Annotated in this window: 18 protein-coding genes; 11 read left to right on the forward strand and 7 right to left on the reverse strand. The window is 62.5% G+C overall.

Going from position 1 to position 19,790, the window contains the following annotated elements; translation table 11 throughout:
• Positions 1-19: 19 nt before the first annotated feature.
• The 9 genes from hisH to tatC all read left to right on the forward strand — a co-directional run bounded on the left by hisH (position 20) and on the right by tatC (position 5,187).
• A complete protein-coding gene (gene hisH, locus ACP7DW_RS20705) occupies positions 20-658 on the forward strand; it encodes an imidazole glycerol phosphate synthase subunit HisH (RefSeq protein WP_100874907.1) in 639 nt (212 codons plus the stop codon).
• 63 nt (positions 659-721) lie between these two features.
• Positions 722-1,495, forward strand: coding sequence for a 1-(5-phosphoribosyl)-5-[(5-phosphoribosylamino)methylideneamino]imidazole-4-carboxamide isomerase (gene hisA, locus ACP7DW_RS20710; protein WP_141171104.1), 774 nt, complete (start codon positions 722-724; stop codon positions 1,493-1,495).
• Positions 1,496-1,555: 60 nt separating this feature from the next.
• The gene (hisF, locus tag ACP7DW_RS20715; RefSeq protein WP_096232613.1) at positions 1,556-2,317 is read left to right on the forward strand and encodes an imidazole glycerol phosphate synthase subunit HisF; all 762 of its coding nucleotides are present in this window, start codon (positions 1,556-1,558) and stop codon (positions 2,315-2,317) included.
• 26 nt (positions 2,318-2,343) lie between these two features.
• The gene (hisI, locus tag ACP7DW_RS20720) at positions 2,344-2,781 is read left to right on the forward strand and encodes a phosphoribosyl-AMP cyclohydrolase (protein WP_070219635.1); all 438 of its coding nucleotides are present in this window, start codon (positions 2,344-2,346) and stop codon (positions 2,779-2,781) included.
• A complete protein-coding gene (locus tag ACP7DW_RS20725) occupies positions 2,778-3,149 on the forward strand; it encodes a phosphoribosyl-ATP diphosphatase (protein WP_092801512.1) in 372 nt (123 codons plus the stop codon). Before hisI ends, ACP7DW_RS20725 begins: the two co-directional genes overlap by 4 nt.
• Before the next feature lie 15 nt (positions 3,150-3,164).
• Positions 3,165-3,536 (forward strand): histidine triad nucleotide-binding protein, encoded by a 372-nt coding sequence (locus tag ACP7DW_RS20730; protein ID WP_071075000.1) that lies wholly within the window; start codon positions 3,165-3,167, stop codon positions 3,534-3,536.
• An 80-nt stretch (positions 3,537-3,616) separates the two neighbouring features.
• Entirely contained in the window at positions 3,617-3,853 is a 237-nt protein-coding gene (tatA, locus tag ACP7DW_RS20735) for a Sec-independent protein translocase subunit TatA (RefSeq protein ID WP_071075001.1), read from the forward strand.
• 48 nt (positions 3,854-3,901) lie between these two features.
• Positions 3,902-4,435: a Sec-independent protein translocase protein TatB gene (gene tatB / locus ACP7DW_RS20740; protein ID WP_426056485.1), complete on the forward strand. Its 534-nt coding sequence runs from the start codon at positions 3,902-3,904 to the stop codon at positions 4,433-4,435.
• Positions 4,432-5,187 (forward strand): twin-arginine translocase subunit TatC, encoded by a 756-nt coding sequence (gene tatC / locus ACP7DW_RS20745; protein WP_141171100.1) that lies wholly within the window; start codon positions 4,432-4,434, stop codon positions 5,185-5,187. Before tatB ends, tatC begins: the two co-directional genes overlap by 4 nt.
• A gap of 83 nt (positions 5,188-5,270) precedes the next feature.
• On the opposite strand, the gene ACP7DW_RS20750 is transcribed toward tatC, so the two are convergent.
• From ACP7DW_RS20750 to ACP7DW_RS20770, 5 genes are all read right to left on the reverse strand, one after another.
• On the reverse strand, positions 5,271-5,804 hold the full coding sequence (locus ACP7DW_RS20750) for a hypothetical protein (RefSeq protein WP_426056484.1): 534 nt from the start codon (positions 5,802-5,804) through the stop codon (positions 5,271-5,273).
• 172 nt (positions 5,805-5,976) lie between these two features.
• Positions 5,977-7,839 carry a DUF885 domain-containing protein gene (locus ACP7DW_RS20755; protein WP_426056483.1) on the reverse strand — a complete coding sequence of 621 codons (1,863 nt, stop codon included), beginning with the start codon at positions 7,837-7,839 and terminating at the stop codon, positions 5,977-5,979.
• A 165-nt stretch (positions 7,840-8,004) separates the two neighbouring features.
• The gene (locus tag ACP7DW_RS20760; protein ID WP_426056482.1) at positions 8,005-8,493 is read right to left on the reverse strand and encodes a hypothetical protein; all 489 of its coding nucleotides are present in this window, start codon (positions 8,491-8,493) and stop codon (positions 8,005-8,007) included.
• A 69-nt stretch (positions 8,494-8,562) separates the two neighbouring features.
• Complete coding sequence (locus ACP7DW_RS20765; RefSeq protein ID WP_426056481.1) at positions 8,563-12,744, reverse strand: DEAD/DEAH box helicase; 4,182 nt, start codon at positions 12,742-12,744, stop codon at positions 8,563-8,565.
• Entirely contained in the window at positions 12,741-14,684 is a 1,944-nt protein-coding gene (locus ACP7DW_RS20770) for a prolyl oligopeptidase family serine peptidase (protein WP_426056480.1), read from the reverse strand. Before ACP7DW_RS20770 ends, ACP7DW_RS20765 begins: the two co-directional genes overlap by 4 nt.
• Before the next feature lie 198 nt (positions 14,685-14,882).
• On the opposite strand from ACP7DW_RS20770, the gene hemE reads away from it, so the two are divergent.
• Positions 14,883-15,968: a uroporphyrinogen decarboxylase gene (gene hemE, locus ACP7DW_RS20775; protein ID WP_071075009.1), complete on the forward strand. Its 1,086-nt coding sequence runs from the start codon at positions 14,883-14,885 to the stop codon at positions 15,966-15,968.
• A 571-nt stretch (positions 15,969-16,539) separates the two neighbouring features.
• Here the strand turns inward: hemE and ACP7DW_RS20780 are convergent.
• Positions 16,540-16,674: a hypothetical protein gene (locus ACP7DW_RS20780; RefSeq protein ID WP_257572239.1), complete on the reverse strand. Its 135-nt coding sequence runs from the start codon at positions 16,672-16,674 to the stop codon at positions 16,540-16,542.
• Positions 16,675-16,809: 135 nt separating this feature from the next.
• Between ACP7DW_RS20780 and ACP7DW_RS20785 the strand changes: the two genes are divergently transcribed.
• A complete protein-coding gene (locus ACP7DW_RS20785) occupies positions 16,810-18,861 on the forward strand; it encodes a primosomal protein N' (protein WP_426056479.1) in 2,052 nt (683 codons plus the stop codon).
• Positions 18,862-18,875: 14 nt separating this feature from the next.
• Here the strand turns inward: ACP7DW_RS20785 and ACP7DW_RS20790 are convergent, their stop codons facing one another.
• A complete protein-coding gene (locus ACP7DW_RS20790; RefSeq protein WP_426056478.1) occupies positions 18,876-19,766 on the reverse strand; it encodes an ArgP/LysG family DNA-binding transcriptional regulator in 891 nt (296 codons plus the stop codon).
• Positions 19,767-19,790: the final 24 nt, after the last annotated feature.

Raw genomic sequence — 19,790 nt, forward strand, 5'->3', positions numbered from 1 at the left:
GTAGATTCCGGGATCAAACATGAATAAAATTGTGGTGGTGGATTACGGCATGGGCAACTTGCGCTCGGTGGCGCAGGCGCTGCGTGCCGTGGCGCCGGAAGCGGACGTACGCATTTCCGGCCTCGCTGCCGATATCGACAGCGCCGACCGCATCGTCTTGCCGGGCCAGGGCGCCATGCCCGACTGCATGCGCAGCCTGCGCGAATCGGGCGTATTGGAGGCGTTGCTGCGCGCCGCCGACAGCAAGCCCGTGCTGGGCGTGTGCATCGGCGAGCAAATGCTGTTCGACGGCAGCGAAGAGGGCGATGCGGCCGGTCTGGGCTTGTTGCCAGGCAAAGTCGTGCGCTTCCAGCTCGACGGCCAGGTGCAGGAAGACGGTTCGCGCTTCAAGGTGCCGCAAATGGGCTGGAACCAAGTGCGGCAAACGGCGTCCCATGCGATGTGGGATGGCATTGCCGACAACGCGTATTTCTACTTTGTGCACAGCTATTTTGCTCAACCTCAAGAGGCGGCGCACACGGTGGGCGAGACTGTCTATGGCGCACCGTTCGCTTGCGCCGTCGCGCGTGATAATATTTTCGCGACACAGTTTCATCCTGAAAAAAGTGCTGCCGCTGGCTTGCAGCTATACAAGAACTTTGTTCACTGGCAACCTTGATGTGACCTACGTGACCCTTTCAGCTTTTTTTCGCTTCTTCACTCACTTTAAACCACACTGACCATGCTGCTCATTCCCGCCATCGACCTGAAAGACGGTCACTGCGTACGCCTGAAACAAGGCGATATGGAACTTGCCACCGTATTTTCCGAAGACCCGGCCGAGATGGCCCGCCATTGGCTGATGCAAGGCGCGCGCCGGCTGCACCTGGTCGACCTGAACGGCGCTTTTGCCGGCAAGCCGAAGAACGAAGGCGCCGTCAAAGCCATCCTGAAGGCGGTGCAGGATTTCGCACTGGAAAACGATATCGAGGAAATCCCCGTGCAGCTGGGCGGCGGTATCCGTGACCTCGACACCATCGAGCGCTATCTCGACGCCGGCATCACCTACGTCATCATTGGCACGGCGGCCGTGAAAAGCCCCGGCTTCCTGCACGACGCCTGCGGCGCCTTCCCGGGCCACATCATCGTCGGCCTCGATGCCAAGGATGGCAAAGTGGCAACGGATGGCTGGAGCAAGATGTCGGGCCACGAAGTGATCGACCTGGCGAAAAAATTCGAAGCCTACGGCGTCGAATCGATCATCTACACGGACATCGGCCGCGACGGCATGATGGGCGGCATCAACATTGAAGCCACCGTCAAGCTGGCGCAAGCCGTCAAGATCCCCGTCATCGCCTCGGGCGGCCTGCACAATATCGGCGACGTGGAAGCGCTGTGCGCGGTCCAGGCCGAAGGTATCGAAGGCGTGATCTGCGGCCGTTCCATCTATGAAGGCACGATCGACCTGGCGCAGGCGCAAGAACGCGCCGACGAACTGACCGACGCCGCCGTTTAAGCCTGCCCGGCCGGGGCGCGCGCACACGCTCCCTGGCCTGGCGACAATCTGGAACCCATCATGCTTGCAAAACGTATCATCCCCTGCCTCGACGTGACCAATGGCCGCGTCGTCAAAGGCGTCAACTTCACGCAATTGCGCGACGCCGGCGACCCGGTGGAAATCGCCCGCCGTTATGACGAGCAGGGCGCCGATGAAATCACTTTCCTCGACATTACCGCGTCGAGCGACAACCGCGGCCTGATCTTCGACATCATCGAAGCCGTCGCCTCGCAAGTGTTCATTCCGCTGACCGTGGGCGGCGGCGTGCGCGTGGTGGAAGACGTGCGCCGGCTGCTCAACGCGGGCGCCGACAAGGTCAGCATCAACACCTCGGCCGTGACGAATCCCCAACTGGTATTTGAGGCATCGCAAAAGCACGGCTCGCAATGCATCGTCGTGGCCATCGACGCCAAGCAGGTGTCGCCCGGCAAGTGGGAAGTGTTTACCCATGGCGGGCGCACGGCCACGGGCCTGGACGCCTTTGCATGGGCCAAAAAGATGGAAAGCCTGGGCGCCGGTGAAATCTTGCTCACCAGCATGGACCGCGATGGCACCAAGGTGGGCTTTGACCTGGGCCTGACGCGCGGCGTGTCCGACGCCGTCAGCATTCCCGTCATCGCCTCGGGCGGCGTGGGCGGCTTGCAAGACCTGGTCGACGGCATCAAGGTGGGCCGCGCGGACGCCGTGCTGGCCGCCAGCATCTTCCACTATGGCCAGCACACGGTACAGGAAGCCAAGCGTTTCATGGCGCAGCAGGGCATTCCCATGCGTCTGGCGTAAACAAAATAGTACCCAGGATAGAGAACATGCAAAACGGAACCATCGTAGCAAGCAATGCCAAGTGGCTGAAAAAGGTCAAATGGGACGAGCACGGCCTGGTGCCCGTGATCGCGCAGGAAGCGGGCAGCAATGACGTGCTGATGTTCGCCTGGATGAACCGCGACGCGCTGGCGCGCACGGTGGAGCTGGGCGAAGCCGTGTACTGGAGCCGTTCCCGCAAGAAACTGTGGCACAAGGGCGAAGAATCGGGCCATACGCAAAAGGTGCTGGAAATCCGCCTCGATTGCGACGAGGACGTGGTCTTGCTGAAAATCGAGCAGGCCGGCGGCATCGCCTGCCATACGGGCCGCCATTCGTGTTTCTTCCAGAAGTTCGAAGGCGACGAAAAAACGGGCGAATGGCAGATCACCGACCCCGTGTTGAAAGACCCCGAGACGATTTACGCGGAAAGCAAGAGCAAATGAGTGAAACTTTAAAGCGCCTGGCCGCCGTGATCGAATCGCGCAAGCTGGCCAACGGCGGCGACCCCGCCACCTCGTATGTCGCGCGCCTGTTTGCCAAAGGTGACGATGCCATCTTGAAAAAAATCGGCGAAGAGGCCACGGAAACGGTGATGGCCGCCAAGGATGCGCGCCGCGACAACGACCCGTCGAAGGTCCTGTACGAATGCGCCGACCTGTGGTTTCACTCGCTGGTGATGCTGGCGCAGTTCGACCTGACGCCGCAGCAGGTGCTCGACGAGCTGGCGCGCCGTGAAGGCTTGTCAGGCCTGGAAGAAAAGGCGGCACGCAAGGATGCATTGCGCGACGCCGGCGAAACAGACAAACACTGACTGACTGGAGCGTGCGTGGATAACTGTATTTTCTGCAAGATTGCTGCAAAACAAATTCCTTCGTCCATCGTGTATGAAGACGAGGACTTGCTGGCCTTCAAGGACATCAACCCGGCCGCCCCCGTGCACCTGCTGCTGATCCCGAAGCGCCACGTGGCCAGCCTGTCCGACTGCGACGACAGCCATACGGACATGCTGGGCAAGCTGCTGCGCCTGGCGCCGAAACTCGCTGCCGAATTCGGCTGCGCCGTCACGTATGAGGCCGATGGCACGCCCGCCGGCGGCTTCAAGACCATGATCAACAGCGGCCCGAACGGCGGGCAAGAGGTGTATCACCTGCACATGCATGTGTACGGCGGTCCCCGCCCCTGGCGCGGTCAACACTGATTTCGCTGCGCGCCGGGTTCACGTGTATACTACCGGCATTGGTCGACGCTATTCGGGCACCGTCCCGCAAGGAGAATGTGATGGGTTCATTGAGTATTTGGCACTGGGTGATCGTTCTGGTCATTGTGATGCTGGTCTTCGGCACCAAGAAACTGGGCAATATCGGCGGTGATATCGGCAAGGCCGTCAAAGGCTTCAAGGATGGCGTCAAGGGCGACGATGACGCGCCGGCAGCCAACACCCCTCCTGCTGCGCCATCGCAAGTGGCCGACAAAAGCACCATCGACGTCGAGACGAAAGAGAAAAGCAAGTTCTGATAGCGTGGCGGGGCGCTTGCCTCGTCCGGTAACAGCCCTTGTCCGCTTATGATCGATCTCGGTCTCTCTAAAATCGCCATCATCGGCGTGGTTGCGTTGATAGTCATCGGCCCTGAAAAGTTGCCGAGAGTGGCGCGCATGGCCGGTACCTTGTATGGCCGCGCGCAACGCTACCTGAACCAGGTGAAATCCGAAGTCTCGCGCGAAATTGAAATGGAAGAGCTGAAAAACCTGCAGAAGGAAGTGCAGGATGCCGCCCATTCCGTCAAGCAAAGCGTGGAGAAATCCATGCATGGCGTGGAAAACTCGATCTCCGGCAACCTGGCCGAGGTGGAAAACGCCTGGCGCGGCGATTCCAGCGCGTATGATGGACACCACGATGCGCATGAAGCCATGCTGCGCGCCACCAACGATGACCTGGCCCGCAAGGCGCGCGAATTCCGCCGCAAGAAGCTGGTGCGCAATTCCGCCATCCCTGGCTGGTACAAGCAGCGCCATGGCGGCAAGCAGCACGTGCAGTCGGCGGCCGCCCGCGTGGCGCGCTTCCGTCCGCGCGCCAGTTCCTCCTCCTTTTACTCATGAGTAGCAAATCCCCGGTGGAAGAAACCTTTATCTCGCATCTGGTCGAGCTGCGCAACCGCCTGGTCAAGGCCTCGATCGGTATCGCCGTCGTCTGCGCCGTGCTGTTCTATTGGCCCGGCCCCTCGCAGATCTACGATTTTATTGCCGCGCCGATGATCGCCTCGCTGCCGGCCGGCTCGAAAATGATCGCCACCGGCGTCATCTCGCCGTTCCTGGTGCCGATGAAAGTGACGCTGGTGATCGCCTTCATCGTCGCCTTGCCCTGGGTGCTGTACCAGATGTGGGCGTTTATCGCCCCCGGCCTGTACACGCATGAAAAGCGCCTGATCGCGCCGCTGGTCATCTCCTCGTCGCTGCTGTTCATGGCCGGCGTGGCCTTCTGCTATTTCTTTGTATTTGGCCGCGTCTTCCACTTTATCAGCGACTTTTCGCCATCATCGATCGCGGTGACGCCCGATATCGAAAACTACCTCGATTTCGTCATGTCGATGTGCCTGGCCTTTGGCGCGACGTTCGAAGTGCCCGTGGTGGTGGTGATCCTCGTGCGCATGGGCTTGGTTACTATCGCGAAACTCAAGGAAGTGCGTCCCTACATCATCGTCGGCGCCTTCGTGATTGCCGCCATCGTCACGCCGCCGGACGTGGTCAGCCAGTTCTCGCTGGCCATCCCCATGTGCCTGTTGTTCGAGCTGGGCCTGCTGGTGGCGCCCATCTTCGTCAGGGCCACCCAGGCGCCGGAAGAAGCGTCCTAGAAGGCCCGCAACGCGTGCCGATACGAGCCGCTGGCCTCTCTCGGGAGCCGCGGCTTTTTTATTGCCAGAGGGGGGGTGAGTGCTTACTGCAGCATCAATTTGCTGAGGATGCCCAGGTTGAGCAGGATCAGGGTGCTCATCATCCAGTAGACGTGTTTCATGTCCGCGCCATGGCGCAAGTCCATGCGTTCCAGGCGGGCGTCGAATTTTTGCTCGGAGTGATCGAATCTGGCATCGAACTTCTGTTCAAATGCATCTATTCTGCTATCGAACTTCTGTTCCAGTGCATCTATTCGGCTATCGAGTTTCAGTTCCAGTGCATCTGTTCGGCTATCAAGTTTCTGTTCCAGTGTATCTATTTTGCTGTCGAGTTTCAGTTCCAGCGCATCTATTTTCACATCAAGGGCCCCTACCCTGGTGTCGACTCTTTGCACCACCAGCTTGATTTCTCCCAGCATATTGCGCTCCAGCGCCGCCAGTTCGCCATGCACGACGACTGCCGACCCCAGCACATCACCCAGCGCCGCCGCATGGGCTTCCGCTTGCTGCGTGGGCACGCCGGCCGAGGCGAGGCGTTTGGCGTAATCGAGGGTGTCGAACTGGATGGGCATATGCATGGACGCTCCTGACTATCACCCTAGCAGAAAAATCGGCAATTGCCAGTGAGGAGTGCGGTGGCGCCTGCCTTCCCGTCAGCGTAATGGACAGCGGCGCTGGCGGTTTGCGGCGGCGCAAACGGATGCAAAAAGGGCGCCGCAGCGCCCTTTGCAAGCGGACGGCGAGCGCCGCTTAATTCATCAGTTCCTTGATGACTTTCACGGGCGCGCTGCCGTAGCTGAGGAATTGCTCGTGGAAATCCTTCAGCACGAACTTGTTGCCCAGCGCTTGCTTGCGCTGTTCGCGCAAGTCCATGATTTCGCTGTAGCCGCTGAAATAGCTGGTCAGCTGAACCGAGCTCAGCTGCACGCGGCGCCATTTTTCCGTCGCTTCACGCTTGGTCTGGAAGGCCTGGCGCGTCAGCAGGTCCAGCGCCTGCTCTTGCGTCATGCCCTGCACGTGCACGCTGTAGTCGAGGATGGTGTTGGTGACGCTGCGCAAGTTCCACTTCGAATACATCAGCCACATTTCCGGCGCATTGTTGCCATAGCCCGATTCAAGCATCATGCGTTCGCCATACACGGCCCAGCCTTCGATCATGGCGCCGTTGCCGAAGATCGATTTGACCAAGGACGGCGACTTGTTGGCATACACGAGCTGCGTGTAGTGGCCAGGGATGGCTTCGTGGATGTTCAGGATCTGCAAGATCCAGTGGTTGTACTCGCGCAAGCTGCTTTCCGCTTGTTCCGCCGTTTCGCCGTCGAGCGGCGTCACGTTGTAATAGGTGCGGTCCTGCGGACGGTAGGGGCCGGGCGCCTCGATGCTGGCGCCAGCCACGCCGCGCTGGTAAGCGGGCGTTTCACGCACGACCAGCGGCTTTTTCGGGTCCATCGTCAGCAGGTTGTGGCTGGTCACCCATTCCTGCAGTTCCGGGATCTGGCGGCGGATTTCCGGCACGAAATCGGCGGGCGCCACGTGATTGCTGGACAGCTTGTCGATCACCATGCCGATCTTGGCAGTGCGGTCCGCCGGCTTGGCCGTGGCGCCCATGGTTTTCACCCACAGCTCGTCGGACAGGCTATCCATGTGCTCAAGCAATTTTTCGCGCGCGGCCAGGGCCTTCTGGTACATCTGCTCGGCGCTCACGCTGGCCTGGATATCGTAGGCAAATTTCTGTTCGTACAAGTCCTTGCCGATGCGGAAGGAGCGCGCGTTGCCGTTCTGCGCCAGCGCGGCATCCTGCTCCGTCAGCCAGGCGGCATAGCCTTGCACGGCCGAGCGGGCCGCGGCGATGCGCGCGTGGTACAGCTGTTTTTCGAGCGGCGTCAGGATGGACGCCTGTGCCGTCTTGTTCAGGTCGTCAAGCACGCTGAGCACGCCGGCGCTCTGGGCGATGGCCAGCTGCGTGTGTTCGCGCGTGGGGTTGACGATGCTGGCGCGCGCGGCCGCATAGTATTGCGGCACGCTGGCGATGCGCTTGAGCAGGGTGCGCAGGCGCTGCGGCTGCGCCGCGTATTCCGTGTTCAGGATGAAGTCGATGGAGCCGGCCACGTTGTACTGGGCGGGATTCCATTCGAATTCGCGGAAGGTGGTCAGGTACCAGCGGTCCGATTGCAGTTTATTCGTCAGCAAGGCCAGGTCGGTACGTTGCTTGTCCGACATTTTGCTGGCATTCAGCTTGCCGAATTTGCCCAGCCATTCTTCGATGAAGGCCAGTTGCTTCTGGCGGTTGGCCGCGTCGGGAATGCTCAGGTTGGCGGCGCCATCGTACTTGCCGACCGAAATCGCGCTTTCCGGGTCCAGGCGCCACAGGGCCGTGAGGAACTGGCCGCTCAGGTTATTCATGGAGCGGTCACTGCTGTTCTCGCTGGCGACGGCGGCGACCGTGGCTGCCGTGGCGGCACTGACGACGGCCGCTTTCTTGGCGAAGGTTTTTTTCTTGCTGCTGCTGGTACTGGCCTTGCCGTTCTTCTGCGGCTTCTTGGCGGCGCTGGCCGGTGTCAGGGTAAAGGCCAGCATCAATGCGGCGAGCGCAACTTTATTTCTTGTCAGCATAGTTTATCTCTTGAATATTTTGTTGTTTGCCCTCATCAGAAAATAATAAACTGATAATATAAGTAACAAACAACTATTGAAAGGTTGGCTTTGCTTGCCAGGGCGGCCAAAGATTAGCATTAATTGCCGCGCTTGCGCAGTTTTTTGCCAAGCCAGCCGGCCCCGCTAGACGACGATGGCGCTGCCTTGCAGCAGCTCCTGCTGACGCGCATTGATGGCCGCCACGGCATCCTTGCCGCGCGCCATGCCGGTGGCGTGGATTTCGATGTCTTGCGTGTAGCGCTGGCTGACGCGCACCGTGTAGGACTGGAACAGCCAGCTCCAGAAATTGGTTTCGTAGACGGCTTCATCCATGTCGCGCCATTTGACACCCATCAGTTTCTTTTTCCACGGCAAGATGCCGGAGGCCAGCCACACGCCCGCCTCATCAATGTACAGCTGATAGCTGCGGATGGTCAGCAGGCGGTAGCCGACGATCAGGGCCGAGCCGATCAGCACGACGAAGGCGGCGCGCGCGTTGTACTTGAAGGCCAGCGGCAGGGCGGCAAAGAACAGCAGCACGGCAATGACGAAGGTGCTGACGTAGGCGGTCCAGGATTTGCCGCACAAAAAGGTGGCGCGCTGGCCGGCGCTGGTGGCGATAAAGTCGGTCATGGCGTGGGATAAAAACAGGGAAAAACGATCATCGCATGGAACGCGGTGGCGCCGCGCATTTTTTCAATCTCATTGCTTCAAGCCTTCCTGCAGCATGCCCAGCATGTCGCTGGCCGACATGCGCGCAGCCGCGTCGCTGCCTTCCAATAAACTGTCGGCCAGGTCGCGCTTGTGCTGGTGCAATTCGACGATGCCTTCCTCGATCGTGTGTTTCGCCACCAGGCGGTAAATCGTGACGGGACGCAATTGCCCCATGCGGTGGGCGCGGTCCGAGGCCTGGTCTTCCACGGCCGGATTCCACCACGGATCCATGTGGATCACGTAATCGGCCGCCGTCAGGTTGATGCCCATGCCGCCCGCTTTCAGGCTGATCAGGAAAACGTCGCCTTCTCCCGCCTGGAAGGCATCGACGCGGCGCTTGCGCTCCTGCATGGGCGTGCTGCCGTCGAGATACTGGTAACTGACGCCATGCCGCTCCAGGTGCTGGCGGATCAGGCTCAAGTGGTCGACGAACTGGCTGAAGACGAGCACCTTGTGGCGGTTTTCCAGCAAGCCCGACAGCAGCTCGGCGAAGGCCGCCAGCTTGCTGCTGGCCAGGCCCAGTTCCGGCGCCACCAGTTGCGGATTGCAGCAGGCGCGGCGCAGCTTCATGATTTCCGCCAGGATCTGGATGGCCTTCTTCGACGCCGGCCCTTCCACCATGGCCAGCTTTTCCAGCGCTTCGCGGCGCAACGATTCGTACAGCGCCGTTTCCTGCGGCGACAGTTCCACTTCCAGCACGATTTCCGTGCGCGATGGCAATTCGGACAGCACTTGCGTCTTCGTGCGGCGCAAGATGAATGGTGCGATCAGGCGGCGCAGCCGCAAGCGCGCGCCGGCCGCCGCCCGCTTGTCCTGATCTTTCTCAATCGGCCCGGCAAAGCGCAAATTAAACTGGTCGAGGGTACCCAGCAAACCGGGGTTGATGAAGCGGAACAAATTCCATAATTCACCCAGATGGTTCTCCAGCGGCGTGCCGCTGGCCAGCATGCGGAAGTCCCCTTGCAAGGCCATCACGGCTTGCGAGCGCTTGGTGGCGCCATTCTTGATCGCCTGCGCTTCGTCGAGCACGATGGTATGCCAGCGCACGCCGGCAAACAGGGTCGCTTCCTGCTGCAGCAAGCCATAGCTGGCCACCACCAGGTCGAACGGCTGCAAGGTATCGAGCATGTCGGCGCGGTCGCCGCTGCCGAACAGTTTGACCTTCAAGGTGGGCGCAAAACGCTGCGCTTCGCTGATCCAGTTCATGCACACGGACGTGGGCGCCACCACCAGGGTGGGGCCGTTCGGCGCGCGCGCCAGGATCAGCGCCAGCGCCTGTAGCGTCTTGCCGAGTCCCATGTCGTCGGCCAGGCAGGCGCCCACGCCCCAGTGCGCCAGGCGCGCCAGCCACTGGTAGCCGGCCAGCTGGTAGTCGCGCAAGTCCGCCTGCAGGGTGCTGGGCAGCTGCGGTTGATAATCGTCGAGGGCGCGCAGGCGCAGCAAGTGTTCGCGCCAGAGTTTGTCGGCCTTCACGCCGCCCGCATCGTTGGCCAGCTCTTCCAGCGCGAAGGCGGCCAGCGGGTGGATGTGCACGCCATCGGCATGCGCCTCGCCGTACGCGGCCAGTTCCGACAGGCGGCGGTGCAATTCGTCGCTGAGGGCCAGGAACTGGTTGTCTCCCAGGGCCACGAAGCGGCTTTTATTGTTCTGCATCAAGTCGAGCAGGGCGCGCAAGTCCATCACCTTGTCTTCATCGATCTGCACTTCGCCGCTGGCGGCAAACCAGTCTTTTTCGCTCTTGATATTCAGGCGCATCTGGCCGCTGTCGATGCGTTTCGACACGCGCATGGTTTCGCCTTCGGGCCAGGCCAGAACGATGCCAGCGGGATCGAGCGCCTGCAGCTCGACCAGCAGTTGCAGGCCCAGCGCTGGCTGGCCCAGCAGCCACTCGCCGTGTTCCTCTTCCGCCTCTTCCAGCACCAGGCATTTTCCGATCAGCTGGCGCTGCGCTTCGCGTTCCCCGTTCAGGTCGCGCCGTGCCTGCACGGCGCGGCCCGCCACGTCGGCAAACACGCTTTCGGCACCGCTGCCGGGCGCGTAATAGGCGCCGTTGTCGAGCAGGGGGCGCACTAAAATCTGCATTTTCAAACCTTGCTGATACGGCAGCAGGTGCACGTGCAGGCGGTGGTCGGCCGTGATGACTTCCGCGTCGCCGGCGCCACCGCCGATATCCGATTGCACGGTGACCATCGATGAAATGGCGCCGATCGCCTGCATCACCTGTTTTTCCGCATGCAGGGGCACGGACAGGCCCAGGCCCACGATGGCGCCGATGCGCCGGTGCTCGTCGAGGATGTGCACCACGCGCAAGCGCGTCGGCGTCTCGCGCTGCACCACGACGTTGCCGCCGTTGTCGGGTAATGGCGGCTGCATGCCCAGCCACAGCTGCCCCTCGTGCGACTTGATCAGCAGCTCGGGCGCGCCGGCGATCAGTTCCACGCGCGTGTCGGGATGGTCGAGCCAGAACACCAGCGGGTGGCCCACCAGCAAGATGGCGGCCTTGTCCAGCTCGATTTCAAAGCGCGGCGCCGATGAATAATATTGTTTGAACGGTGCGATGCTGCCCGCCGCGCGGGCATCTTGCGGCGTAAGGAAATCGATGTCGCCTGCCTCTTCGGCCAGGCGTTTGAGGCCCATGGCGCGGCCCTTGCTCCAGCCACCGCGCGCGTCGCGTTTCTGCTCGCGCACTTCCACGGCCGTCAAGCCAAAGCGCGGGTCGAACGCCACCAGCCACACGAGGCGCGAGACGCTGCCGATGGCTTCGGCGGGCGCGTTCTGCTGCAGGTTGATCAGCGCGCTCAACTGGCGCTGCCACGCTTCCTGGCGCTCGAACCACGGCGCCATGTCCGTCAAGCCGTGCTGCGCCCGCTTGGACGTCGCATAGCGCTCCTGCTGCGGCTCGCCCAGCAAGCCCAGCAAGCCGGCCGCCTGCGCGGCGATCAGGTCGTAGCCGGCCGCATCGGCTTGCTGCACCAGCAAGCGCAATTGATCCTTGCGTTCGCTCAATTGCGGTAGCGCCAGCCAGTAGTACAGCAAGGCCTGAAACAGCTGCGCCTGCAAGCCCGTTTCCCAGCTGCGCGTGGGGATGCTTTCCGCCAGCATGACGCCGGCACGCACCAGGCGCAAGGTATTCAACTGCTGATAGACGATGCTGTCGTGGTTCGGCTGCGCATGCAGCGCGATATCGAGATAGGTTTCCGCGCTTTTCAGCAGCTTGGCGTCGTTGCCGCGCAGCAGGGCCAGCACGTACAGGTGGCCGCCGATGCCCGTAAAGCACAGCTTGCGCCTGCCCGCCTCCTTGCGCAGTCCTTTCAGGGCCGTGTCGAAGCCCGCCACGGCGTGCGCGTGTTCGCCGCGCAACAGGGCGATGCTGCTGTCGACAAACAGCGCCTGCGGCCCCTGCTGGCCTGCCAGGTAGCGCGCGGCGGCGTCGAGTTCGCCGCACAGCAGGGCGTCTTCGGCCAGGGCCAGCGGCAGGGCGGCGCCGATATGGTCGCCGGCCGCCGCCTGGCGCGCGTGGTGCGCGCGCGCATAGCTGCGGATGGCGTGCGCCGTGGCCGGCTCGCGCGGGGCGTTGCCCAGCAGCACGGCGAGGATGTCATCCTGCAGTTGCGGCATGACGAAAGACAGCATCTCGGGCTCGAACGGCCGCCCGAAGATCTCGATCAGCGGATGCAGCTGTTGCGCTTCATAGCACGCCATGCAGGCGGCCAGGATGGCGGCCACCTGGCGCACCTCGTCATTGCGCAACAGGGCGATGCGCAGGCGCGCCACGCCTTGCCGGTAGCTGCGCAATTCCACATAGCCATCCCAGTTGCGGCGCACGGGGTTGATGGTTTCGATGGCCTGGCACAGGTCGCGGAACGCCAGGTGTTCGATGGCTGCGCGCATGGCGGGCCAGCGCAGCTTCGCTTCGCAGGCATAGCCGCGTCCCACCACCTCGGACGCCAGCGCGTGCCGCGTCAAATGCTGCAGCATGCCCGTGACGGTGAGCAGGGCAAACGGCGTGCCGTCCGGCTCGACGATATTGGCGCGCTGCAAGTGTTCATACACGGCATGCTTGCCCACCGGCTCGCCCGCAATGGCCAGCAGGGCCAGGATCATCCGTTCGTGCTGCTCCAGGGCGGCGAATTCGTCAAGCAGGAGCTGGTCGAGATGCGGATCGGTCATGCGGGCAAATTGGCGATCTGCACGGGCGGTTCGCCGGCCGCCACGGGCAGGCCGAACACGCGCTGGTAGAAATACAGTTCCGCCTCCAGGGTGCGCACGATGTTTTCCGCCTTGCGGAAGCCGTGTCCCTCGCCTTCGAGCGGCACATACGCGACGGGCACGCCGCGCGCCTGCAGGGCGTCGACCATCAGCTGCGACTGCTGCGGCGGCACCACCTTGTCATCGAGGCCCTGGAAGAAGATCATCGGGCGCGACAATTTATCCGTGTGGTGGATGGGCGAGCGCTCGCGGTACAGCGCTTCGGCCTGCGGCTGGGGGGCGATCAGATAATCGGTATAGCGCGATTCGAACTTGTGCGAATCGTCGTCCAGGCCCTTCAGGTCGGACACGCCGTAGTAGCTGGCGCCCGCCTTGAAGACGTCGTGGAAGGTCAATGCGCACAGGGTCGTCAGGCCGCCCGCGCTGCCGCCGCGCACGATCAGGCGCTCGGGGTCGGCCAGCCCGTTGGCGGCCAGGTAGCGCGCGCCGGCGATGCAGTCTTCCACGTCGACGATGCCCCACTGCCCGCGCAGCGCGTCGCGGTATTCGCGGCCGAAGCCGCTGCTGCCGCCATAGTTGACGTCGAGCACGCCGATGCCGCGGCTGGTCCAGTACTGCGTCGCCAGTTTCAATGTATTGCTGGCCATGCTGGTGGGGCCGCCATGGCTGATGACGATGACGGGTGGTAAGGTGCCTGCCGGCGCCTGCACGTCGGTGTTGTGCGGCGCATAAAAGAAGGCGTACGCCGTGCGGCCATTGTTGCTGGGAAAACTCAAGCTGCGCGGCACTGACAGGTAGTCGAGCGCGGGCAATTGCGTGATCGATTGCGCCAGCACTTCCAGTTCGTGGTTCGACAGGTCGATGCGCGCCAGTTCCAGCGCGATGGTGGGGCTGCCGCCGAGCAACGCGACGAAGCCGGGGCCCACGCGCAGTTCGCGGATTTCCTGGTACGGGTGGGGAATCGGCTCCAGTTTCGCCTCGGCCACGCTCAATTGCGCCAGGTAGCTGATGCCCGCCTGGATATACGTGCAGACGATCTCGTCGTCGGACAGAAAACCGTACATGCTGGCGCCAAAGGTCCAGTGCGGCGTGGCAAATTCCGCTTCCATCGGGCACAGCGCCTCGATGTCGGCGCCGTGCAGGCGGTACAGATTCCACCAGCCGCTGCTGTCGGAAACGAAGTGCAGCAAGCCATTCGGCGACCATTCCGGCTGGCAAATCGATTCGCGCGCGCCGCCGGCGATCAGGCGTGGCGACCCCAGGCTGCCGTCCGCGTGCACATCGGCCAGCCACAGTTCCGTGCCTTGCCACGGCAGGCGCGGGTGGTCCCAGCTGATCCAGGCCAGCTGGCTGCCGTCCGGCGACAGGCGCGGCGCCGCATAAAAGTCGTGGCCGCGCGTCAGCACCGTCTCGTGTCCGTCGAAGCCGACGGCGGCCAGGCAGTTTTCCGGATGCGCATGGCCTGCGTCCGGATGCTGCTCGCGCACGGCGATCAGGCGGGCACGGGCCGCATCGACGACGAAGTCCGCATGGCGCGTGTTGCCGCCCGTGGTCAACGCTGCGGGTGCGGCGTCGCCGGCCACGCGGTACAGGCAATTGTCGGCGAAATGCGAAAAATACACGGTATCGCCGGCCACGGCATACGCGCCGCCGCCGTATTCATGCACGCGGGTGCGCACATTGAACGGCGCCGGCGTGAGTTCATCGACGCGCGCGCCGCGCTGGCGCAGCAGGGTGTTGCGGCCCGCCTCGCTGGCGCGCCCGGCCAGCCAGAACACGTCGGCGCCATCCGCCCCGCCCAGGGCCAGCTGCGTCAGCGGCGAGGCGCCAGCGGCGACGATGGCCGCGCTGATCGGCGATGGCCAGATGCCATAAGGGGTGCTGGATGCGGTCGAGGTCATGCGGGCTCCGTGTCGTGGTGGAAAGGGGGGCCTCCAGGCGGCGTCAGGCAGCGCGGCGGCGTGCATCATCATAAAGGAAGGGCCGGCACAACGAAAGTCATCGCTGTGCGTGGCAAATGCTGCAAAGCGGCACCTGAATCAATGATTTGCTGGCGATTGGATGCGATAATACCGCTTCTCCAAGCTCGATTGCCTGCCATGCCACAATTTGCTCCGCTCCAGAATGATACTTTCCTGCGCGCCCTGTTGCGCCAGCCGACCGAGCACACCCCTGTCTGGCTGATGCGCCAGGCGGGCCGCTACCTGCCCGAATACCGCGCCACGCGCGAGCGGGCCGGCTCCTTCCTGGGCCTGGCAAAGAATCCCGATTACGCCACCGAAGTGACCTTGCAGCCCTTGGAGCGTTTCCCGCTCGACGCGGCCATCCTGTTTTCCGACATCCTGACGGTGCCGGACGCGATGGGCCTGGGCCTGTATTTCGCCGATGGCGAAGGTCCGAAGTTCGAGCGTCCGCTGCGCACGGAGCAGGATGTGAAGGCCTTGCAAGTGCCGGACCTGGAGTCGCTCGACTACGTTTTCAAGGCCGTCACGCAAATCCGCACGGAACTCAATGGCCGCGTGCCGCTGATCGGTTTTTCCGGCAGCCCGTGGACCCTGGCGTGCTACATGGTCGAAGGCGGCGGCTCGAAAGAGTTCCATACCATCAAGAAGATGCTGTACAACCGCCCGGACCTGATGCACCACATCCTGGCCATCAACGCCACGTCCGTGGCGCAGTACCTGAATGCGCAAATCGATGCCGGCGCGCAAGCCGTGATGATTTTCGACTCGTGGGGCGGTGCGCTGGCCGATGGCGCCTACCAGGAATTCTCGCTGGCCTACATGCAGCAAGTGGTGGCGCAATTGAAACGCGACAAGGATGGCGTGAAAATCCCTGCCATCGTGTTTACCAAGGGCGGCGGCCAGTGGATCGAACAGATCGCCGACATCGGCGCCGATGCCGTGGGCCTGGACTGGACCGTCAACCTGACGCGTGCGCGCCAGCTGGTGGGCCATAAAGTCGGCTTGCAGGGCAATCTCGACCCGGCCATCCTGTTCGCCAGCCCCGAGCAGATCCGCGCCGAAGTGGCGAAAGTGCTCAACGCCTTTGGCGCGCCGTCGGCAGGCACGGGCCACGTGTTCAACCTGGGCCATGGCATTTCCCAGTTCACGCCGCCGGAATCGGTGGCAGCCATGGTGGAAGCCGTGCACAGCATGAGCCGCGCCATGCGCAGCGGCCAGTAATTTCACCGCATTGCCTTGGCACAGGGGCACAGAGGCAGGCTTTCCAGCGAAAGCCTGCCTTTTTCTTTGCTGCGCCTTAGCAAGAAATACCGACTTATGCACAATTTTTTTTGCTGCGGAAATAAGAGGCAGTTGAAAAGCCATGCCCGGGGATACTCTGCAAGTGCTTGATTATTAAGAAATAAAAAATGCCTTGCCCGGCGGACTTTGTTGCAATTGATAAGGTTATTCTTCCGTTGGCCAGCCTTGTTCCTTCATTGTCCACAAAGTTATCAACAGATTCTGTGGATAAAACTGAAAAGTATTTTGTTAACCGATACTTAGCGTCGATGTTCAGGGTGTACCTGAAGTGCATGTTGCACTGCATAATCATTGAACAATGTTTCGCCGCCCGGCGGGTAAAACCGAACGCTTGCCCGGCAATTGTCAACTTTGCCGCCTATGCTGGAGATTTTTGCGCAGGGCATGCATCAAAACGGTGCTTATTCCTGTACAAAAAAATCAGAAATGGTTCAGTTATGCACAGCGGCGGAAATGCCCCACGGATTTATCGCCTTCCGGGGATCAATTTTTAAGTCATTGATTTTAAATAGTTAATTTTTCTTGCGTGCCCCTCTTGACGGCGATCAAAATTTTCTGTCCACATTTTTATGAAAGTTAATTTTGCTTTGTCCACAAAGTTATCCACAGAATTTTCTTCAGGCATGATGCCACGCTGTCCTGCCTGCTGTTAGGCGTTTGGCGGACGAAACAAGTATCATGGCCCGCTGGCTTGATGCCTGACCTCCCGCCGCGCGATTGACCCTGCCGCGCGCTTTTTATGAAGATAGGCCAAACCCCCATGTCGCAGCGCATTTTGACGTCGTGCATCCTGAACATCGCGCTCGACACGCCCCTGAACGCCCTGTTCGACTACCGCTGGAACGCGGCGGCGGATGCGGACGCTGCCGTGCCGCTGCCGCAAGTGGGGCAACTGGCGCTGGTGCCGTTCGGCCGGCGCGAGGTGATGGGGCTGATCGTCGGCATCTCAAGCAGTACCGACGTGCCCGCCGCGAAATTGAAGGACGTGCTGGCCGTGCGCAGCCAGCTGGCGCCGCTGTCGGAGCAGTGGCTGGCGCTGGCCGCCTTCGCCGCCGATTACTACCAGCGTCCGCTGGGCGAGGTGGCGCTGCCGGGTCTGCCGAAGAATCTGCGCGTGCTCACCACCGTGGCACTGGACCGTGCCATCAAGAAGCTGGCCAAGCTGGCCGATGCGCACGATGGCACGCCGCTGAACATGCCGGCACTGAATGCCGCCCAGCAGGAAGCGGCCGATGCCATCGGCGGCGCGCAAGGCTTCAAGCCGACCCTGCTGTACGGCGTGACGGGCAGCGGCAAGACGGAAGTGTATCTGCAAGCCTGCGCCCAGGTGCTGGCGCGCGAGGACGATGCGCAAATCCTGATCCTGGTGCCGGAAATTAACCTGACGCCCCAGCTGGAAGGCAATATCCGCGCGCGCTTTCCCGGCGTCATGCTGGCCACCCTGCACAGCAGCCTGTCCGAAGGCGAACGCATGCTGCACTGGCTGGCCGCCCACCGGGGCCAGGCGCGCATCGTGCTCGGCACGAGATTAGCCATCCTGGCGTCCTTGCCGAAACTCAAACTGATCGTCATCGACGAGGAACACGATCCTTCCTACAAGCAGCAGGAAGGCTTGCGCTATTCGGCGCGCGACCTGGCCGTGTGGCGCGCCTGGCAATTGCAGATTCCTATCGTGCTGGGCTCGGCCACGCCCTCGCTGGAAAGCTGGCACCACGCGCAGACGGGGCGCTACCGCAAGCTGGAACTGCGCGAGCGGGCCGTCAAGAATGCGGTGTTGCCACGCGTCAAGATCCTCGACATGGAGCGCGACAAGCCGAAAGATGGCCTGACCTCGCATCTGGTCGCCGCCTTGAAACTGCGCATGGAGCGCGGTGAGCAGTCGCTGCTGTTTTTGAACCGGCGCGGCTATTCGCCCGTCATCTGCTGTGAATCGTGCGGCTGGATCAGCAATTGCACGCGCTGCACCTCGTTCATGGTGCTGCACAAGCCGGAACACCGGCTGCGCTGCCACCATTGCAGCCTGGAACTGCGCATTCCCCGCCATTGCCCCACCTGCGGCAACGTCGATCTGCAGCCGCTGGGACGCGGCACGCAGCGGGTGGAAGAGGGTTTGCAGCAATTGTTTCCCGAGGCGCGGATTCTGCGCATCGATGCCGATTCCACGCGCAAGAAGGGCAGCGCGCAGGAAGCGTTCGACAGCGTGCACCGGGGCGAAGTGGATATCCTGATCGGCACGCAGATGGTGGCCAAGGGGCACGATTTCAAAAAGCTGACCCTGGTCGGCATTTTGAATCCGGACACGGCCCTGTTTTCGCAGGATTACCGGGCCAGCGAACGGCTGTTCGCCCAGCTCATGCAGGTGGCGGGCCGGGCCGGGCGCGCCGCGCAGACGGAAGGCGGCAGCGTCAGTGAGGTGCTGATCCAGACGCGCTATGCGCGCCATCCGCTGTATGACGCCGTCGTCAACCACGATTACGACCATTTCGCCACGACCTTGCTGGAAGAGCGGGCGCAGGCGGCGCTGCCGCCGTATCTGTTCCAGGCCCTGCTGCGCGCCGAGGCGCCCGAGCTGGCCACGGCCATCGAGTTCCTGCAGGCGGCGAAAGAGTGCATGGAACACCCGCAGGTGACCATCAATGACCCGATTCCCATGAGCATGACGCGCGTCTACAACGTGGACCGCGCCCAGCTGCTGCTGGAATCGCCCTCGCGGCCCGCGCTGCAGGCGTTTTTAAAAGAATGGTTAAGTGAGCTGCGCGCCATGAAGTCGCGCGTGAAATGGTCGCTGGAAGTGGACCCGCTCGATATCTAAGTTAACTCACTCAATTAGTTCAGATAGTCGCGCGCCGACTTGACGATCTGCTCGGACAGCAGCTTGGTAAACGGCGTGTCCAGGGTCCACGCATGCCAGCTCAGCGGTAAGTTCAGGGTGCGGCCCGGCAGCAGATCGACTAGACGCTCCGTCGCCAGCGCCTGCGCGGCCAGGCGCTGCGGCATCAGGCCGTAGGCCAGGCCATCGAGCACGCAGGCGCGGCGCGCCGCTTCCACCGGCAAGGTGTGGTGTGGAAACGCTTCGCGCAAATTGAGTTGTTCAGCAAGAAAACGCGCCAGCAAGCCGTGCTGGCCCACCACGGCCGGCGCCAGCTGCACCGCCTCGGCACTGAAACCATCGCCGAACCAGTGGCCCGCAAACACGGGCGTGGCCACGCAGACATAGCGCAGGGTGCCCAGCGGCGTGACGCTGGTGGCCGCCGCCGCGTCCAGTGCTGTGCCGGACTCGGCCGCCACGCAGCCGAACACGGAGCCGTCGCGCACCATCTGCAAGGCGCTGTCGCTGTCGGCCAGGCGCACGTCGAGCTGGCAGCGCGGCGGCGCCAGCAGGGCGTATAAAGTGTCGGGGAACCAGGTGGCCAGGCTGTCGGCATCGATGGCGATGGCGATTTCCGGCATGCTGACGCTGTTGCCCAGGTCGATGTCGAGCGACGCTTCCATCAGCTTGACGTTGCGGTGATGCACGATCAGGCGCTGGCCCAGGCCCGTCGGCACGGCCGGCTGGCCACGGATGATCAGCAAGCGCCCGCTGGCGTCTTCCAGCGCCTTGATGCGCTGCGAGACGGCCGACTGGGTGATGCCCAGCGCCAGGGCGGCCTTGTCGAAACTGCCATGGCTGGCCACGGCGTCCAGCACGGCCAGCGCGCGATAATCGAGTGATCCCATTAGCTCAGCTTATAAATTTTGAAA

It is taken from the genome of Janthinobacterium sp. PSRC1-1, assembly GCF_049897525.1.
Taxonomy (GTDB): domain Bacteria; phylum Pseudomonadota; class Gammaproteobacteria; order Burkholderiales; family Burkholderiaceae_D; genus Janthinobacterium; species Janthinobacterium tructae.